The organism is Paenibacillus marchantiae (genome assembly GCF_028771845.1).
GTDB classification, from domain to species: domain Bacteria; phylum Bacillota; class Bacilli; order Paenibacillales; family Paenibacillaceae; genus Paenibacillus; species Paenibacillus marchantiae.
The window spans coordinates 3,044,405-3,063,996 of sequence record NZ_CP118270.1; the positions used below are offsets into that span (position 1 = coordinate 3,044,405).

Consider the following 19,592-nt stretch of genomic DNA (forward strand, 5'->3'; position numbering starts at 1 on the left):
GCGAACCTTTTTTTTGTTTCACAAAGAACAGGTCATCAGCTTTCTTAACTGTTATAGAGAAAGACACCCATATTTTCATTTAGGGACAAAGAAACAGGCGAAGCCGGCCCTGGACGAATACACTGTTTTGAACGATCCGAGGAGGAGGGGAAAGTATGAAACAACATGTTACGCGTGATGAAGCGATGAAATTAATAGGCAAAAATATTGTCGCGATCAAAAAAGATGGTACTCGGGTGACCGGAAGACTGTTGAAAGTATCGGGCAATAAATTAGTGCTGAAACGTGCAGTTGGCAAAAAAGTACACACCAAAGCTATTTTGCCATTGGTATTATTTGATTTACTCGCTGTCGCAACGCTGCCTTATGCTTACGGCTCTGGCCCTGGATTCGGTTATGGTCCAGGTGGTGGACCAGGATTTGGCCCGGGACCAAAACCAGGCCCAGGGTATGGACCTGGTTTTGGTGGTGGATATGGACCAGGGCCAGGACCGGGATATGGACCCTATGGACCACGGCCACCAGGCTTTTTCTAGACCGATTTATAATGTTTTTTCCAACTCGTAACAGCGGCTTAACATAATGTATCGAATGGTGATATATCCATTTTTCTGGTAAAATCGAAGACCTTTTGTGTTGCCTTCGTCAACCATCACTTTGGATCTTTTGCAACCACGAGATGCTGCAAAATTCTCGGCTTTGAGCAGCAAGGTCTGACCGTATTTCTTTCGCTGTTCTTTTGTAGCAACAGCCATCATATCCACATACAGCAGTTCGCCGTGCATGAGAAAATGGATGAATGCGACAGCTTCGTTGTCAGGATTCGATGAGACAACAAAGGTCATGCCCCTGTTCATTCGCAGGGGTATTTCTTTGCGTATTTTATTGATTTCAATTTCACTCATATGAGATAGAGGAACAAGTTGAGAGTCAATCAGCCTCATTATGGCGGCATCATCCAGCTTGGATTTACGTTGCCGAATCACCATCGGAAGCCTCCTTTCAGGACCAGTCGTGCTGCTCGTATATCCTATGCCTGAGGCAAGTTGAAAGGTGACTGAATGAAGCATTGGGATTGGGGTAACGTTAAAGATGGAGAATGAAGGATTAGGGACGTTCTGAATTTTTATACAAAAGGGGTATTGACTTATCGGTTAGAGGAATCATATAATGTTCCTAACATTTAACGAGAATATTTCATCGGCTATGAAGAGGACGAAGTTTTAAGGGCTCTTTTGCTCAGAGAGTGGCTGGAATTGCTGAAACCACCACCATTACCCCTTATATACGAGCTCACCTCGGAGCTGTTTTCCTGAAAAGCATTGGATGTCACTCCATTGGGTATTAGGGAAAATCGTATGTCTGCGTTACAGACAACAGGTATGGAGAACGGGTATATCCGTTTGATCTATCGTTTTTTGTACCTGGTAAGGTCCGTTATTGCGAAATTTCGGACAAAGTTGGGTGGTACCACGGAAGCAACAACCTTTCGTCCCTCGCAAGCATAAACTTGTTTGCAGGGATGGAAGGTTTTTTTTGTAACTTTAAATGTCAGAATGATGTAAATTCCGAGAGGAGGATGACTGATGGGAGCTCAAATTCCAGAAGTACGATCGACAGATGAATTACGTGAAAAATGGATGAAGCCGGAGGTCATTAGCGGTTCCGAAATTCTGCTGAGAAGCTTGTTGCTGGAAGGTGTAGAGTGTGTTTTTGGTTACCCGGGCGGCGCAGTGTTGTACATTTACGATGCGATGTATGGTTTCGAGGATTTCAAGCACGTGTTAACCCGTCACGAACAAGGCGCCATTCATGCAGCTGACGGATATGCACGGGCGAGCGGAAAAGTGGGTGTCTGTATCGCTACCTCCGGACCTGGAGCAACGAATCTAGTTACGGGTATTGCAACAGCGTATATGGATTCCGTACCACTCGTAGTCATTACGGGAAATGTAATTTCCAGCCTGATCGGCTCAGATGCTTTCCAGGAAGCGGACATCACCGGAATCACAATGCCAATTACCAAACACAGTTACCTGGTAAAAGACGTAGAAGATCTGCCACGTGTCATTCATGAGGCATTCCATATTGCGAATACAGGTCGTAAAGGTCCCGTATTGATCGACATTCCGAAGGATGTATCGGCAAACAAAACGTTGTTTGAACCGGTGACTGAACCTGTTACATTGAGAGGGTACAACCCACGGACAGTACCGAACAAACTTCAGGTTGATCGTCTGGCTCAGGCGATTCAGGAAGCGGAACGTCCGATGATTCTGGCAGGCGGCGGTGTAGTTTACTCCGGTGGACACGAAGCACTGTTCGAATTTGTGGAGAAGACAGGCATTCCAATCACGACAACACTTCTCGGACTTGGAGCATTCCCGAGTGGTCACGAATTGTGGACCGGGATGCCGGGTATGCACGGAACATACACTTCCAATCAGGCGATTCAAAAATCGGATTTGCTCATCAACATCGGCGCACGCTTCGATGACAGGGTAACAGGCAAGCTGGATGGATTCGCTCCACATGCCAAAATTGTGCACATTGATATTGATCCGGCTGAAATCGGCAAAAACATCGCAACCGACATTCCAATCGTTGGTGATGTGAAAACGGTTCTCGAAATAGCGAACAAAGAGGTTCAACGTGCTGAACGTGCGGATGCTTGGAGAGATCAGATCAAACAATGGAAACAAGAGAAACCTTATAGCTACACAGATTCAGATGAAGTATTAAAACCGCAATGGGTTGTGGAAATGCTCAATGATACAACCAAAGGCGAAGCAATCGTGACTACGGACGTTGGACAGCATCAAATGTGGGCAGCCCAATATTACAAATTCAACCAACCGCGTTCATGGGTAACCTCTGGTGGACTAGGAACGATGGGTTTTGGATTCCCTTCTGCAATTGGCGCTCAAATGGCCAATCCAGACAGGCTCGTGATTTCCATCAATGGTGACGGCGGCATGCAGATGTGTTCTCAAGAACTCGCAATTTGTGCCATCAACAACATCCCGGTGAAAATTGTTATTATCAACAATCAGGTCCTTGGAATGGTACGTCAGTGGCAAGAGATCATCTATGAGAACCGTTACAGTCATATCGATCTGGCAGGCAGCCCTGATTTTGTAAAACTTGCTGAAGCTTATGGCGTAAAAGGATTGCGTGCAACCAACAAGGAAGAAGCCGAGCGTGCTTGGCAAGAAGCCCTGGATACACCAGGACCGGTCGTTGTTGAATTCGTAGTACGCAAGGAAGAAAACGTATATCCAATGGTTCCGCAAGGAGCGACAATCGATCAAATGCTGATGGGGGATGCTGAGGAATGATAAGACATACGATTTCGATTTTGGTCAACGATCAGCCTGGCGTCCTGCAGCGGGTATCAGGGTTGTTCGGTCGACGGGGATTCAACATTGAGAGCATCACGGTAGGTCAATCCGAGGAACCGGGTTTGTCCCGGATGGTCATTGTGACGATCGGTGATGACAAAACGTTGGAACAGATTGAAAAGCAACTCTACAAAATCATCGATGTCATCAAAGTGGTTGATTTCAGTCTGAAACCGATGGTTGCCCGTGAACTTGCATTGATCAAGGTAAAGGCAGAGCCATCTGAACGACCAGAAATTCTGGGTGTGGTGGAGACATTCCGCGCATCTGTTGTAGATGTTGGTCCAGGCAGCCTGATTGTACAGGTGGTCGGGGATACAGATAAAATTGATGCGATGATTGAACTGCTTAAGCCATACGGCATTCGCGAACTCTCACGTACAGGCATAACTGCATTGGTACGAGGCAACGTTTAAGCAATTATATTGAGAAAAAAGCATGGTCTGATGCTTATCAACGGAACGACAATAGTGTGTTAGCAGCATTAAGCTGAGAAATACCGTTCATCTTAGATGAGGTGCCAGTCCAGTACAAGTTGCAATTTAACATTTTAGTGATGTAACGCTTGACTATATAGCCACACACCCGCATTAATGGGCGGGTGTCTGAACGGATCGGATCAGACCAGAGACGCTAAAGCAGACAAAGCGTGCCGGTCCCTTGAGACACCCGCTCATTAATGAAGGGTTCTTTACAATACAAAGGAGGACTTATAAACATGCCAGTAACTACTTATTATGAACAGGATGCAGAGCTTAACGTATTGAAAGGAAAAACGATTGCGGTCATCGGTTACGGTAGCCAGGGCCATGCCCAAGCTCAAAACCTGCGTGACAGTGGATTGAACGTAGTCATCGGACTTCGTGAAGGTAAATCTTTTGACACTGCAAAAAATGACGGATTTGAAGTTCTGTCCCCGGCTGAAGCTACTAGCCGTGCAGACGTAGTTCAAATTTTGCTGCCTGACGAAACACAAGCTTCTGTATACAAAAACGAAATCGAACCAAACCTGAAAAAAGGCGCTGCATTGCTCTTCTCCCACGGTTTCAATGTTCATTTCGGTCAAATCGTTGCTCCAAAAGACAGCGATGTATTGCTGGTAGCTCCTAAGTCCCCTGGTCACATGGTACGTCGTACCTACGTGGAAGGATTCGGTGTACCGGGCCTGATCGCAATTGAGCAAGATGCAACAGGTAAAGCAAAAGATATCGGTTTGGCTTATGCTAAAGGTATCGGTTGCACGCGTGCAGGGGTTATCGAAACTTCCTTCCGTGAAGAAACAGAAACAGACCTGTTCGGTGAGCAAGCTGTTCTGTGTGGTGGTGTAAGCGCCCTGGTAAAAGCTGGATTTGAAACATTGACAGAAGCGGGTTACGCTCCTGAAATGGCATACTTCGAGTGTCTGCACGAATTGAAATTGATCGTTGACCTGATGTATGAAGGTGGACTTGCAAGCATGCGTGATTCCATCAGTAACACAGCTGAGTACGGTGACTATGTAACTGGACCTCGCGTAGTAACTGAAGATACGAAGAAAGCAATGAAAGAAGTTCTGACAGATATCCAACAAGGTAAATTTGCACGTGACTTCATCCTGGAAAACCAATCCGGTCGTGCATTCCTGACAGCAACTCGTCGCAATGAAGCTGAACACCCAATCGAAGTGGTTGGCGGACAATTGCGTGAGATGATGCACTGGATCAAGAAGTAAGCATTCGTTTTAAGGTAATCTAGTAAACTTACAGCTTCAACCGGGAATAGCGGCCGTGCATATGCGTGTGCCGCTATTACTGGTTTAGAGGAACATAAAATACAAGTCTAGGAGGTGCGAGGCGTGCGTAAAATCTATGTATTTGACACAACGCTGCGTGATGGAGAACAATCCCCGGGGGTCAATCTGAATACTCGTGAAAAGGTGGAAATTGCGCACCAGCTCGAGCGGCTTGGTATTGACCGGATGGAAGCCGGTTTCCCCGCGGCCTCTCCAGGCGATTTGGCGGCAGTTAATGCAGTAGCCAAAGCGGTCAAAAACGTTACCGTCATTGGCTTGTCCCGCTCCAGAGAGCAGGATATCGATGCGGTGAAAGAGGCATTGAAGGGCGCTCAAGACCCGTGTATCCATATCTTTTTGGCAACTTCACCTATTCACCGTCAGCATAAATTGCGCATGGACAGAGCTCAGGTTCTCGATACAGCTCGTTCCGCAATTCGTTATGCGAAGAAAACTTTTTCGAAGCTTGAATTCTCGTTGGAGGACGCAGGTCGTACCGAGTATGATTTCCTCGTTAAGATGGTAAATATGGCAGTGGAAGAAGGGGCAGCTGTTGTAAATATCCCGGATACGGTGGGCTATCTGAGCCCATATGAGTACGGTAATATTTTCAAACATCTTAAGGAAAACGTACACAACATTGATAAGGTGCAGCTGAGTGCACACTGTCATAACGACCTGGGGATGGCAACTGCCAACACACTTGCAGCCATTCTGAATGGAGCCGATCAAATTGAGGGCACCATTAACGGCATTGGTGAACGTGCAGGTAATACCGCGATTGAAGAGATTGCCATGGCACTGGAGACACGTCAGGAATTTTTCCAGGCGAGAACTTCGCTGCAACTTTCTGAAATTGCTCGGACCAGCCGCCTCGTGAGTCGTTTGACGGGTATGGTTGTGCCTGGAAATAAAGCGATTGTTGGTGCGAATGCGTTTGCACACGAATCCGGAATTCACCAAGATGGCATGCTGAAAGAGAAAACAACATACGAAATTATGACGCCAGAGACCATCGGTCTGAAGGAAAGTAAGCTCGTACTGGGTAAACACTCGGGACGTCATGCCTTCCGTGAGCGCTTGATTGAGCTCGGTTATGAACTGGAAGATGAAGCATTGAACCGTGCTTTTGCCCAATTCAAAGATCTGGCTGATAAGAAAAAAGAAGTGACAGATGAGGATTTGCTGGCGGTCATCGAAGAGAAATTGCAGGATGCACCTGAGGTGTTTAAACTGGAATCCATCTTTGTGACGTATGGTGATGAATCTACTCCAACGGCTAAAGTTCGTATTGCTACACTTGATGGTGATACGGTGGAACAACAAGCAGAAGGAAATGGTTCGGTAGATGCCATCTATAATGCAATTGACCAAGTGAGCGGGGAAGAGGTAACGCTATCCGACTACTCGATCAAATCGGTTACACATGGTAAGGACGCATTGGGTGAGGTACACGTCGTACTTACTCAAAACCAAATATCTGTACAAGGACGTGGCGTAAGCACCGATATTCTGGGTGCCAGTGCACGTGCTTATGTCGATGGATTGAACAAGTTGATCGAAAAACGCAAGACTTACACGAATCGCGTTAATGTGAACCTGTAACACATCATTTGCAGCAAGCAAAGCTCTTCATTGGACTGGAATTCGTCTGGCTGGAGAAGCTGAGATGGAGTCCCCAGCCCTAAGTATTGTAGTTCAGTGAGGTACATAAAAAGTCTGACCCTCAACATTTGAAGGTCAGACTTTTTTGTTGTTACGTATAGGATAATTGCATTATTATTTAGAGCATTTTCATTGAAATGACGTACTCAGTAAAGCTGATAAGCTTTTACCAAGCATAAGCGTTTGGAGCTTGTCCTCCCGGACCTGGGAAGATTTCATCCAAACGTTTGAGGACCGCTTCTTCCAAAGGTACATCCAAACATTTAAGCGCAGTTTCAAACTGCTCCAGCGTACGAGGCCCAATAATGGGTGCGGTAACTGCTGGATTGGCGGCAACCCAAGCCAAAGCTATGGTATCCTGTGGTTCGCCGAGTTCGCGGCAAAGTGCTGCGAATTGTTCCAACTGAGTTTGATGGGATTCAATCCGTTCAGCAATGCCTCCACTGCGTGTACCTTCCAGCTTCTGGAGGGCATTGCGTCCAAGTAAACCACCATCAAGCGGACTCCATGGAATAACGCCAAGGCCCAGTTCTTTCGCTGCGGGCAGCACTTCGAGCTCAGGCAAACGGCAGTTAAGACTGTATTTATGCTGCTCGGATACAAGACCGAGGAAATGGCGATTTTTGGCCTCGCTTTGGGCAACGGCAATCTGCCAACCAGCAAAGTTACTTGAACCTACATAACCAATTTTGCCTTGATGAACAGCGTTCTCAAATGCGCCCCAAAGCTCGTCCCACGAGATGGCGGGATCAACATGGTGCATCTGGTACAATTCAACATGATCGGTTTGCAGGCGGCGGAGGGAACCTTCCAGATGCCGTCTGATTTTGTAAGCGGAGAGACCTGCATCGTTGTTTGGACCGTCTGTATCGTCGTGCATAGAGCCATAGACTTTGGTCGCAAGTACAACTTTTTCACGTCTGCCGCCGCCCTGTTTAAACCAGCGTCCAATGATCTCCTCGGTGAGACCTGAATTTTCGCCCCAGCCGTAAATGTTAGCGGTATCAAAAAAGTTCACACCAGCATCGAGTGCCGCATCCATGATACGGAATGCCTCTTTTTCGTCTGTAGCAGGACCAAAGTTCATCGTGCCGAGACAGATCCGGCTGACTTTAAGACCTGATTTTCCCAAGTACGTGTATTGCATGATTGCAATCCCTCCTGAGTTACCTGAATTTGTCTTCAGGCTTTATTTTAACTCAGTCAGAGGTACAGAACAACCAATCTTAAACCACTTATAGGTAAAAACTATTAAAGTCATAGATTGTATATCTTGGTCAAATGACCTCTGAATATGATACAAAGGAGAGAGTTAAAAATGACACGTTAATTATTGAAGTGAATAACCGAATGAATGGATATAAGGAGTGGACAACCCATGGCAGACGTGAAAAAAATTGCAGTTATCGCAGGTGACGGAATTGGTCCTGAAGTTGTAGCAGAGGCAGAGAAAGTTCTCAAACGTACGGAGGAAGTGTTCGGATACCGTTTTGAGACAGAGCATGCGCTGTTTGGTGGAATCGCTATTGATGAGAAAGGTACGCCGCTTCCTGAAGAAACACTGACAGTATGTAAGAGTGCAGATGCTGTGCTGCTCGGAGCCGTTGGTGGTCCAAAATGGGACAACAACAGCAAGGAATTGCGTCCGGAAACAGGCTTGCTCGGCATTCGCAAAGCGCTCGGATTGTTCTCAAATCTGCGTCCGGCAGTGGTATTTGATTGCTTGAAGGATGCTTCCACCTTGAAACCGGAAGTGCTGGAAGGTACGGATCTGATGGTCGTGCGTGAGTTGACCGGGGGAATCTACTTTGGTGAAAAGTTCAGACGTGAAGGTGCACAAGGCGAAGAAGCAGTGGATACATGCGTATATAATGTAACTGAAGTGGAGCGCATCGTTCGTCAGGCTTTTGTAATTGCCCAAGGACGTAGCAAAAGATTGGCTTCGGTAGATAAAGCTAACGTGCTGGAAACTTCCCGTCTTTGGAGAGAAGTCGTTAACCGTGTAGCACCGGAATATCCGGATGTTGAAGTGGAACATGTGCTTGTAGACAACTGTGCAATGCAGTTGCTGCGTCGTCCATCCAGCTTTGACGTTATCGTGACTGAAAATATGTTCGGAGATATCCTTAGTGATGAAGCAGCGATGCTGACAGGTTCGATCGGCATGCTGGCATCTGCATCGCTGGGTGAAGGCAGCTTTGGTCTGTATGAGCCAGTACACGGTTCAGCACCGGATATCGCAGGTCAAGGACTGGCGAACCCGATCGCAACGATCCTTTCGCTGGCATTGATGTTCCGTACAACCTTTGGTTATGCAGAAGGTGCTGATGCAATTGAAGCAGCTGTGTCTGATGTGCTGAATGCGGGACATCGTACAAGCGATATCGCTGTAGACAAGAGCAAAGCGATCAGCACGACGGAAATGGGCGATCTGATCGTCGCGGCAATTCAGAAACAGGCTTAATAATAGTACGAACAGTACAGCCCTTTGCTCCGATCCGGAATTGCAGAGGGCTGTATCTTTATGGTTTTTGCCACGAAAAATCCTTATTTATAATTATTATAATAAAACAACGATTATAATCTTGACTTTGAGAAGTCCGGATGATAACATTTTACTTGTACTTGTTATCAAGTAACAAACCCATTTTAATTACAGGAAAAGCGTTCTCGTTTTTCTTGATGATGAGCATTCAATATGAGTGCTTACATAATCCCAAAGGAGGAATTGTTAGTTATGGCAGAACGTTTGGTTGGTAGACCCGCACCGGATTTTGCAATGGAAACAGTATCGGGAGATGGACAAGACTTTGGTTCCGTAAAACTGTCCGATTATCGTGGCAAATGGCTCGTATTTTTCTTTTATCCTTTGGATTTCACTTTTGTGTGCCCAACTGAAATTACAGCTTTGAGTGATGCTGCTGAGCAATTCAAAGCTTTGGATACTGAAGTTCTTGGCGTGAGCGTTGACTCCGTACACAGCCACAAAGCTTGGATCAACACACCTAAAGACAGCAATGGTCTTGGTCAATTGAACTTCCCACTTGCTTCCGACATCACGAAACAAGTTGCTAAAGATTATGGCATTCTGATCGAAGAAGAAGGCGTTGCACTGCGCGGCTTGTTCATCATCGATCCAGAAGGCGAATTGAAATACCAAGTCGTTAACCACAATGATGTAGGCCGTAGTGTTGAAGAAACACTTCGTGTACTGCAAGCTCTGCAATCCGGTGGATTGTGTGCAATGAACTGGAAACCAGGCGACAACAACCTGTAAGCCTGATTGAACTTGAACGTTTATTGTTCAAGCCCTCATCCCTCATGGGATTGAGGGCTTTTTGCACCCTTTTGCGAGAATATAAAGCCTAAAGGAAGAAAAGTGTTTAAACAGGGACGTAAACGTGGTAATGATGTAATAGAAGAAAGCCTTCATTTTATCTCTGGAAAGAGGAATCGAAGGGCCTTAAGGCGAATAGGGTATGGAAACCCGGTAAATATTCCGGTGCTCTGCATTTATAATTTGTACATGAATGTGATACACTGATGGAACTATTCCTTTTTCGGAAGTGCTTGAAGTGTACGGGACTGCTATCCATTAAAAAGTCTCGGCACGTTATAAGGAGGGTGAACAAAAATGAGTTACTGTTGTGGGGCAAGTATGGTGGGAACAAAGGGCACGCTGAAGCATTACCGCACCCAGGTTCATAATGTTCCCCTGCTGTTTTGTCCGGTGTGTCACCGGGTAGAAGTGCATTATAAAGTGGAAAATGAATATGAAATTTTGGCTGAATATGCGCATGGAGATGGTGCGTCGGAGATTGATTTTCAAGATTACGTGACGGAAGACGAAGATGCGATTTTTGAAAATTGCGTGAATCGTGAAAGCGAGGATGCTATGGTCATTGTGCAGCGTCAGATCGACATGTCTCTGGATCTACTTCGTCTTGCCAAGGAAATGAAGGATGAGAAGTGGGAAAGTGAACTTAAGCGTCGCTTAGCCGTCATGAGTCAGCGCAGACTCAAAATTCAGCATAACAAGAGTGGACTATAGATTGAATTTAATTATTTAAAATTTAAACTATACAAACGGAGCTTATTCGCTAATCGAGCGAATAAGCTTCGTTTTTGTTGTATATAGAAACTAATTCACGGTTTTTCTTAAAATAATTTCCATTCGACACTTTCTCCGATTGACTCCCTTCTATAAACTTGTCTATGATAAAAACAGACTTGCAAAAGAGGCGGAGCAAAAAATGTTCGTGTTTGGGAATAGGAGAAGGTTAGAATGGAACAGACGTATAATGTTTTCCGGATCGACTCTTGGTTACCCGGAATAGACCAGCTTGGGTTCCGGACATGCCATCCATATTTTCGGCTCAGCCCCCTAATGAAAGGGCACCGGTAATGAAAAATAAAATCGGCCCTTCCTGTTTCTGTGATGATATGATGTCCGAATGGCAAGTTTATCATTTACGTGAAAAGGAGGAACCTGACATGATTAGTGAATTTCAGGATACAGTGCCTCGACCAACGAATGGATTCCCGCCTGTACATCTGGATAACAACAAGTATGAGAATGTCCTGGAACATCTGGATAGCGGTATAATGTTGTTTGACAGTAACGGTGTATTGACGTTTATTAACGTTCAAATGGCAAAATTGTTGGAGCTTCCTAGGAGTCTATTGAGCGGCTGCACCCTGATGCAAATGCTGCATCATCCACAGATGAGCCGATTCAAGAAAAAGAAAATTTTACGCATCTATCGGGAAACTATCTTTCATCGTAAGCGCTATCATGAATTGATTGACGAGTATGGCAGGCATTGGCTGGTTACAGTAACGTACGGGGATCAGATGGATGGGGACTTCCTCTTCAGTGTGAAGGATGTTTCCGATTATAAACAGATTGAGCAGACCGCTTATCAGAATGACAAACTTGCAATGTTGGGGCGGATTTCGGCGTCGATTGCCCATGAGATTCGCAATCCTTTGACGGCTATCCGCGGATTTATCCAGTTGCTTCGTCCTCATTTGTTGCAATTGGGGAAAGACGAGTACGCTCGAATCATTCTAACGGAGATTGACAGGGCGAACGACATTATCTACGAATTTCTGAATTCCTCGAAACCGTCAGCTCCTCAGAAGACCATTATTTCTGTTAACTCTTTGCTCAAAGAGGTGGTCTTGCTGACAGAAAGCGAAGGATTGATGAAGGGGTGCGAGATCACCCTGGATGAAGCAGAAGTCCCGTTAAATGTGTCCATTGATGTCAAACAGATTAAGCAGGTAATTTTGAATATGGTTAAAAACGCAATGGATGCCATCGAGGATGTGGGCGAAGAGCATACTGGCTTGATTCAGATCTCTACGGGAACCGAGAACAAGTATGTGCAGATATCCATTGCTGATAATGGACAGGGAATGGATCACAACACCCTTGTGCGCCTGTTTGACCCGTTTTTCACCACCAAGGAGAGCGGAACAGGGCTGGGACTTTCCGTGAGTTACCGCATTATCAAAAATCACGGAGGCAATATTTCTGTGGATAGCAAAAAAGGGGAAGGCACCCGGTTCATCATTATGCTTCCCTTGGTGTAAACACAAGAGTAATGCGAACAGGAATTGGCTAACCCGCCGATTCCTGTTGTTTTTTGTTAGGGCGATTAGGGTTATAGTTAGAATGAATGCGAATACATAGCTCAATTTACGGGAGGAAGAACCAATTATGAATATCCAGGGAATGGAACAAATGAACAAACAGCTAATGGACCATGTAGGGAAGATCATTGTGGGCAAAGACCATACGATTGAGCTTGTGATGACAGCAATTATTGCCTCAGGGCATGTCCTGCTGGAGGACGTACCCGGTACGGGAAAAACCATGTTGGCCAAATCAGTAGCCTCTTCACTGGACTGTACCTTCCAGCGTATTCAGTTCACACCGGATCTTTTGCCATCCGATTTGACAGGTATTCATTTTTTCAACCAAAAAGAAGGTGACTTTGAATTCAGACCTGGCCCCCTGTTTGCCAACTTGGTGCTGGCAGATGAGATTAACCGGGCTACACCGCGTACCCAATCCAGTTTGCTGGAGTGTATGGAGGAACGGCAGATCAGTATTGATGGTTCAACCAGACAGCTGGAACGACCATTTATCGTCATTGCCACACAAAACCCGGTAGATAACCAGGGAACTTTTCCATTACCCGAGGCACAGATGGATCGTTTCATGATGAAGATCCGAATGGGCTATCCAAGCAGTGAAGAAAGTGTAGAAATTCTGAGACGTACGGTAGCGAGCCTTTCTGTTGCCGATCTGTCCGCTATCATTAGTCGCGAGCAGCTGCTTGAGGCACAGAGCACTTATACATCGGTCCAAATCGACGAAGATCTATTACGATATATTATCCGTCTGACAGAAGCGACTAGGCAGCATCCCGAGCTTTCACTGGGCGTAAGTCCACGAGGAGCTCAGGCGTTGCTCAAGGCAAGTCAGGCCTGGGCTGCTTTACATGGCAGAGACTTCGTTCTCCCTGATGATATTAAATTATTGGCGGAGCCCGTGTTAGCCCATCGGCTTGTATTTCGTAACCGGGTGAGACAACAAGAGGGCTTGGCGGAGCGTATTATTCAGGAACTTCTGAGCCAGATTGAAGTGCCGACGGAGAATCTTGCTACAGGCAGCGGGCGATAACATATGGCATTACTATGGCTTGTCGTTGTTGGAGGCATTGTTATTGGAGTACACGGCATATGGTTCGGCCGTCCGGCTTTACGCAAGCTGAAGTATACCAGACAGTTCAGCAAAATGCGTTGTTACGCCGGGGATGAGCTGGAGATGGTTGAGACGATTGCGAATGAAAAACGAATATCGGTTCCATGGCTCAGACTTGAAGCTATGATGCCAGTTTCATTTGTATTCCGTTCCGGCTCAGGCATGGATATCAGTCAGGGAGATATTTATCAGAATCATAAAAGTATCTTTACTTTGAAACCGTTTACCCGTATTACGCGCAAGCATCCTTTTGTATGCAGTAGACGTGGGATCTACACGTTAAACACCGTAACCATGACCGGAGGGGACTTGTTCGGCCTTTGGCGTACCTCGAAGCCTATTCCCGTTCATCTGTCCATGGTCGTCTATCCTTCACTTGTTCATGCGGAGGATCTGCCTGCGATTTATCAGGTATGGCAGGGTGAGGTTGAAGTATCCCGTTGGATTGTTGAAGATCCCTTTCTGATTCTCGGGGTACGACCGTATGGTGCGGGTGATCCGATGAACCGTATTCATTGGAAAGCGAGTGCACGCACAGGAGAATTGCAGGTTTATAAGCAGGGATGGACTGCGGACCCTCAATCCTGGATTGTGGTTAACATTCAGGAGTCAGCAGACATGTGGAGTGTCGTTACCCGCCCCGAGATGATCGAACGGGCACTCCGTTATGCGGCAACAGCCGCGGTAGATGCGATTGGAAGAGGGTTACCCGCAGGATTTGCTCATAATGGCTACCGTGTAAGTGGAGGGCGTGATCCATTACGGATTGAGCCAGATTACGGCAGTCCTCATCTGGAAATGTTACTGGAAGCTATGGCAGAGACGGAGCTGAAATGCATGGTTCCCATGGAGCAGTTCCTGAGTGATGAGGTCGAACGGAATGAAGAGGCTCAGCAGGTTCGCAGTTATCTCTTAATTACGTCCTATGTATCTCCAGCTATGGAACATGAAATTGCGCGTTTGCATGAGCAAGGCCACCGTGTGACCATACTCCCCGTAGAGGGCGGGAAAAGCGATTCCAAGGCGGTGAGTGCATGAATGAGTCCAACAGCAACAATACCAAGGAAAAAGTACTTTTATCCTTGTCGGCCGTTCTGTTGATTGGAGTATATTTCTATCCGCTATTAACGCTTACTTCTCTCTATGCAACGGGACATTTTCCATACACATTAATGGCTATCTTTGTTATTGCTGGCTGGTTAGGTCAGTGGGTACAACACAGGTTACCAACCATCAGTGAAAAAAACACGTTTATTCGATGGGGTGCAGCGTTGCTTATGGGGCTGTTGGTCTCATTGGTTATCACACTAGTGTGGGCTTTTCCTTTACCTGATTTGCTGACTGCAGTGATATGGGGTGTAATTTCAGCCTATATTGGGTTGAATTTTCAACCTGTTTTCCGTTCGATTTTGATTTGGCGCTTGCAGATTTGGGGTGTAGTCAGTGCAATTGTGCTTAGTGGGGCGGCCAATGGAATTGAATTCATGCAACCTCTTCGGGCTTACACCGGAACCATATATGCAGCGGGATTAATCAGTTTTGTTGGCTGGTTGGTAGGCCAATACAGTGTGCAGCTGGATCGGGCGATATTAAATGATGGCTCAAAAAGGATCGTGTTACGTGAGTTTGCCCGGGCGAATCATCAGCGTCTGTTATGGATGCTGATTGTGATCGCAGGAATTGGTGCTTTTCCCAGTCTTGTTGCTTGGCTAGGACCACTGCGTGACCGTCTGCTTGCTTGGATCAGAGGTTTAATAGGTTCGAGTTCCAATCAGGAGCCACCTATTACGCCTACAGCTCCAAATGAACCGCCAATGATACCTGAAGGGATGGAACCGGCAGGGGAGCCCTCTGTTTTCTGGGATATCCTGGGATGGGTAGTCATGGGGGCTGTCGCAGTTGTGATCTTGTGGCTTATCCTACGTTTGGGACAGAAGGCGATAAACAAACTTATGGAGCGTTTCAAAGGGCTACTGCAGCCCGGTCAGAAGAAGGTAGAACCCCGGACGGAGTATGTGGACATTAGCGAAACGTTAGAGGTGCCTGCAAAAACGCGCAAATCCTGGTTCCGCAAGAAGGAGTCGCTGCCCTCACAGGAAGCTGAACGTGTTCGATATTATTATCGAAAGTGGATTGACAGAGCTGCACACCGGGGCGTGCATATACAGGGTGCACATACGCCACTGGAGGCTGCGGAGACGATTGTTCAGCATGGGGTCAGAGAAGATGATCAGAAGCTCTCTGTAATGCTACCAGATACCTATAACGCTGTACGCTATGGGAAGAAATCTCCAGATGATTCCGAGATGAGTGAGATTGATCGGATATGGAAATCTTATCGAAGTAAATAAGTCGGGAATCCCTTTACTTTTCTTGTTACGTTCAAGTATCATGAGAGGAATACACAAGTTGGTCAGAAAAGGAGCAGACATTAAATGAAGACAAATCATTGCAAAATAGTAGATTGTACAATCCGTGATGGCGGATTGGTAAATAACTGGGACTTTAGCGTGGACTTTGTTCAACAGCTCTATGCTGGATTGAATGAAGCCGGCGTTGATTATATGGAAATTGGATACAAAAACTCACCTAAGCTCTTGAAAGGTGCAGAAGAAGCAGGACCATGGCGTTTTCTGAATGATGATTTCCTGCGTAAAGTAATTCCGCAAAAAGGCAATACCAAATTGTCTGCACTCGTTGACGTTGGACGTGTGGACGAAAATGACATTCTGCCGCGCAGCGAAAGCATGCTGGATCTGATCCGTGTAGCTTGTTACAGCAAAGATGTAGACAAGGCACTTGCTCTGGTTCAAACATTCCACGATCGTGGATATGAAACAACGCTGAACATTATGGCATTGTCTAATGTTATGGAAAATGAACTGCTGGAAGCTTTTGAACTGATCAAGGAAAGTTCTGTGGATGTTGTATACATAGTAGACTCCTATGGAAGCCTGGATCATAACGATGTGAAATATCTGGTGGAGAAGTTCAAAACTCATCTGCCGAACAAACGTCTTGGCGTTCACACACACAATAACATGCAACTGGCGTTCTCGAACTCGTTGGTAGCAGCTGAGCTTGGCGTTGAACTGCTGGATGCTTCCGTATACGGTATGGGACGTGCTGCAGGAAACTGTCCTACTGAACTGCTCGTTGCTCATTTGAAAGGCACAAAATACAACCTGCGTCCAGTACTGGGTGTATTGGAGCAATTGATGGTCCCTCTCCGTGAAAAAGAAGAGTGGGGTTACATTTTGCCTTATATGATTACAGGTACATTGGACGAGCATCCTCGCTCGGCGATGGCACTGCGTTCGTCGGAAGACAAAGACAAGGTTGTTGATTTCTATGATAAATTGACAACACCAGAAGTGAATTTTGACAAATAAGCTTGTTGCATAATTCTTGAGATTGACTTCAAGTCAACAAGAGATGGATCTAATACGACTATAACTTTAGCGCATTAGCGTTTTAAGTCGAATGATGCACATGTGGCGAAAATTAGTCTAAAATACAGTTGCAAATCAAAAAAACATGGACTCCAATGAGGAGTTCATGTTTTTTTAGTTCTTATTGCCTTGTTTTTCTACATATCTATGAATAAATATTCCTAGGAGTGCTTATTTTTTTGTTCACGTCTGCGGAAATAAATGTTATTATGTACCAGATAGCATGTATTCGCATGTGAATTGAACGTTGGTAGATGTAAAAATGTCGAATATTGTAACAATGTAAATTTATATCGTTAAAGTTATTTCAGGATAGGTGATCCCGGGAAGGAAAACACGGCATGAAGGCTAATCAGCAAGATCAGAGAAAAATAGGTTGGGTCGCGATAGGCGGCTTATTGTGTTTCCTCGCAAGTCAATGGTTTCGTTCCTCTGCAAGCTCTGATCTGATCATATCGGGTTACCCGGTTTTGACACTCTTGGGTGGCTTCGCTGCAGCAGCGGCCTGTATCGGCATTTATAATCAAAGCTGGTTATTTCAGACTCAAAGACTGACCCTCCGAAGGGTCCTTATGACTACACTGTTTTTATTAATTGGTTTATTTGAACTGGTTCACATCGTTTCTTTTGCCGAAGAAATGCCGAATGGCGCAATGGTGGAATCAGAATTCTCGCTGAAGATGATGTCGCTGGGATCTCTTGTTTGTGCGGCAGGTTTGCTGTTCATATATGCAGTTAGCGAGAGGGAAATTGCGTTACCACGCAAATTTTTACTCTTCAGCGGAACACTCGGCATTTTTGTTGTTTTGTATACAGTGGCTATTCAGGAATGGGCTGTACTGCCGAACTTGCTGGAGGGCAATGTACTTGGAGGCATGTTTACCCGAATTCATTTTCTGATCGGAATCCTGTATGGCGTGACTGCTGTTGTGTTATTCGTTCAATGGAAAAAAGGCAAAGATGGTGATCTGCCTACCATCCTTTGTGCAATTCTCTGTTTCTTCTTTGGAGAATGTTACTTTGTCTCTGCTACGAAGATTAATGATCTCAATCTGTTGCTAGGTCTGTTAAGCGATTGTTTGGGTTATTTCTTCATCCAGAAGGGACTGTATTCGTCTGTGGTGGATACGCCTTTCCTCAAACAACAGGTGGCTGAAGCTAAAATGAACTTTATTGCTCACCATGATGATGTGACAGGGCTGCCGAATCGCCGTCGTCTTTCTCAGCGACTGAAAGTGATGATGAATGCAGCTATGGTAGAGGAGCAGCTTGTTGGAGTCTTGGTATTGAATATTAATCGGTTCAAAACGATTAATGATTCGTTGGGCCAACAAGCGGCAAACCGTGTACTTCGTCAGGTTGGACAGCGTTTGAATCATTCTTCGCTCCCGGGAGAGGAAGTGTTCGGACTGGGAAGAGATGAATTCGTACTGACAATGACAGACTTCTGCACAACAGATACGGCGTTGCGACGGACAAGATCGATCTTGCAACTGTTCGAAAAACCTGTAACGGTGGATGGGAACGAGTACCATCTCACGTTGGGTATTGGTATGGCGATATTTCCGCATGACGGAGACTCACCGGAAGAGATCATCCAAAATGCGGATACAGCGCTGCATAATGCCAAAGAGCAGGGAATAGAGCTAAACCGATATGCTCATGCGATGCAGATGAAAGCCCAAGAACGTTTGCAGCTTGAGAATGATTTGCGCAAAGCGTTGGATCGAGGGCAGTTCTATCTTGTGTATCAGCCGCAGGTTAATCTAGCTAGTGGTTTGATTGTGGGTATGGAGGCTTTGGTACGTTGGCAGCATCCGCTGAGAGGGTCAGTATCCCCTGGGGAATTTATTCCTCTTGCGGAGGAGAGTGGGCTGATCGTGCCACTTGGAGAATGGGTATTGCGTGAGGCCTGTGCACAGAACAAGCGCTGGCAAGAAGCAGGTTACCGCAAGCTGTGTGTATCGGTTAACCTGTCCATGAGACAATTCAGACATTCCCATCTGCTGGACAACATCAGCGGCATTCTCAAGGAAACAGGCTTGGAACCTGTTTGGCTTGAGCTCGAGATTACGGAGAGCATGACGTTTGACAAGGATCGTGCGTTTGAGCAGTTGCGCAAAATCAAGGAAATTGGTGTGCACATCAGTATTGATGATTTTGGTACCGGGTACAGTTCACTGCACTATTTGAAAGATTTGCCGATTGACCGCCTCAAGATTGACCGTTCCTTTGTCAATGAAGTGATGGAGGACAGCAATAACGCGGCAATTGTGTCGACCATTACGTCGATGGCTCATCACCTGCAGTTGAAAGTGACGGCTGAGGGCGTTGAAAATGAGGACCAGCTTTCATTTCTTCGTGATCAGCATTGTCATGAGGCTCAAGGGTACTTTTTCAGCAAACCCATTGTGGCAGCCGATTTTGAAAAAAAATTTTTGAGAGATGTGGATAAACCCACGGGGTAAGGATAGACAGGGGCGTGGACACGCTTCTGTCTTGTTTTGTTTCGAAAGATTAGGGGAGAA

General features: G+C 46.0%; 16 protein-coding genes. 14 read left to right on the forward strand and 2 right to left on the reverse strand.

Features of this window, described 5'->3' with window-relative positions; all coding sequences use genetic code 11:
• Positions 1 to 155 precede the first annotated feature (155 nt).
• The gene (locus PTQ21_RS14090) at positions 156 to 536 is read left to right on the forward strand and encodes a hypothetical protein (RefSeq protein ID WP_063564196.1); all 381 of its coding nucleotides are present in this window, start codon (positions 156 to 158) and stop codon (positions 534 to 536) included.
• Between the two features lie 6 nt (positions 537 to 542).
• On the opposite strand, the gene PTQ21_RS14095 is transcribed toward PTQ21_RS14090, so the two are convergent.
• Positions 543 to 986: a GNAT family N-acetyltransferase gene (locus PTQ21_RS14095; protein WP_063564332.1), complete on the reverse strand. Its 444-nt coding sequence runs from the start codon at positions 984 to 986 to the stop codon at positions 543 to 545.
• A gap of 600 nt (positions 987 to 1,586) precedes the next feature.
• Here PTQ21_RS14095 and ilvB point away from each other — a divergent pair.
• From ilvB to PTQ21_RS14115, 4 genes are all read left to right on the forward strand, one after another.
• Complete coding sequence (gene ilvB, locus PTQ21_RS14100; RefSeq protein ID WP_063564197.1) at positions 1,587 to 3,338, forward strand: biosynthetic-type acetolactate synthase large subunit; 1,752 nt, start codon at positions 1,587 to 1,589, stop codon at positions 3,336 to 3,338.
• Entirely contained in the window at positions 3,335 to 3,817 is a 483-nt protein-coding gene (gene ilvN / locus PTQ21_RS14105) for an acetolactate synthase small subunit (protein WP_024628317.1), read from the forward strand. The genes ilvB and ilvN overlap by 4 nt, the downstream gene beginning before the upstream one ends.
• A gap of 302 nt (positions 3,818 to 4,119) precedes the next feature.
• Positions 4,120 to 5,112, forward strand: a complete 993-nt coding sequence (ilvC, locus tag PTQ21_RS14110; protein ID WP_053780427.1) for a ketol-acid reductoisomerase — start codon at positions 4,120 to 4,122, stop codon at positions 5,110 to 5,112.
• A 123-nt stretch (positions 5,113 to 5,235) separates the two neighbouring features.
• Complete coding sequence (locus PTQ21_RS14115) at positions 5,236 to 6,777, forward strand: 2-isopropylmalate synthase (RefSeq protein WP_274570296.1); 1,542 nt, start codon at positions 5,236 to 5,238, stop codon at positions 6,775 to 6,777.
• 226 nt (positions 6,778 to 7,003) lie between these two features.
• Here PTQ21_RS14115 and PTQ21_RS14120 read toward each other — a convergent pair whose 3' ends face one another.
• Positions 7,004 to 7,984 carry an aldo/keto reductase gene (locus PTQ21_RS14120; protein ID WP_063564199.1) on the reverse strand — a complete coding sequence of 327 codons (981 nt, stop codon included), beginning with the start codon at positions 7,982 to 7,984 and terminating at the stop codon, positions 7,004 to 7,006.
• Positions 7,985 to 8,215: 231 nt separating this feature from the next.
• Here PTQ21_RS14120 and leuB point away from each other — a divergent pair, with 231 nt between their 5' ends.
• The 9 genes from leuB to PTQ21_RS14165 all read left to right on the forward strand — a co-directional run bounded on the left by leuB (position 8,216) and on the right by PTQ21_RS14165 (position 19,532).
• On the forward strand, positions 8,216 to 9,301 hold the full coding sequence (leuB, locus tag PTQ21_RS14125) for a 3-isopropylmalate dehydrogenase (RefSeq protein ID WP_024628321.1): 1,086 nt from the start codon (positions 8,216 to 8,218) through the stop codon (positions 9,299 to 9,301).
• Positions 9,302 to 9,574: 273 nt separating this feature from the next.
• Positions 9,575 to 10,114, forward strand: coding sequence for a peroxiredoxin (locus tag PTQ21_RS14130; protein WP_024628322.1), 540 nt, complete (start codon positions 9,575 to 9,577; stop codon positions 10,112 to 10,114).
• Between the two features lie 357 nt (positions 10,115 to 10,471).
• Positions 10,472 to 10,888, forward strand: a complete 417-nt coding sequence (locus PTQ21_RS14135; protein WP_024628323.1) for a hypothetical protein — start codon at positions 10,472 to 10,474, stop codon at positions 10,886 to 10,888.
• 443 nt (positions 10,889 to 11,331) lie between these two features.
• Positions 11,332 to 12,435 (forward strand): ATP-binding protein, encoded by a 1,104-nt coding sequence (locus tag PTQ21_RS14140; protein ID WP_063564200.1) that lies wholly within the window; start codon positions 11,332 to 11,334, stop codon positions 12,433 to 12,435.
• Positions 12,436 to 12,562: 127 nt separating this feature from the next.
• Entirely contained in the window at positions 12,563 to 13,531 is a 969-nt protein-coding gene (locus PTQ21_RS14145; protein WP_063564201.1) for an AAA family ATPase, read from the forward strand.
• 3 nt (positions 13,532 to 13,534) lie between these two features.
• Positions 13,535 to 14,650 carry a DUF58 domain-containing protein gene (locus PTQ21_RS14150; RefSeq protein WP_090808639.1) on the forward strand — a complete coding sequence of 372 codons (1,116 nt, stop codon included), beginning with the start codon at positions 13,535 to 13,537 and terminating at the stop codon, positions 14,648 to 14,650.
• Entirely contained in the window at positions 14,647 to 15,963 is a 1,317-nt protein-coding gene (locus PTQ21_RS14155; protein ID WP_274570304.1) for a hypothetical protein, read from the forward strand. Before PTQ21_RS14150 ends, PTQ21_RS14155 begins: the two co-directional genes overlap by 4 nt.
• Positions 15,964 to 16,047: 84 nt before the next feature.
• A complete protein-coding gene (locus PTQ21_RS14160) occupies positions 16,048 to 17,004 on the forward strand; it encodes an aldolase catalytic domain-containing protein (protein WP_063564204.1) in 957 nt (318 codons plus the stop codon).
• Positions 17,005 to 17,405: 401 nt separating this feature from the next.
• Positions 17,406 to 19,532 (forward strand): bifunctional diguanylate cyclase/phosphodiesterase, encoded by a 2,127-nt coding sequence (locus PTQ21_RS14165; protein ID WP_079696526.1) that lies wholly within the window; start codon positions 17,406 to 17,408, stop codon positions 19,530 to 19,532.
• The last annotated feature ends 60 nt before the right edge of the window (positions 19,533 to 19,592 follow it).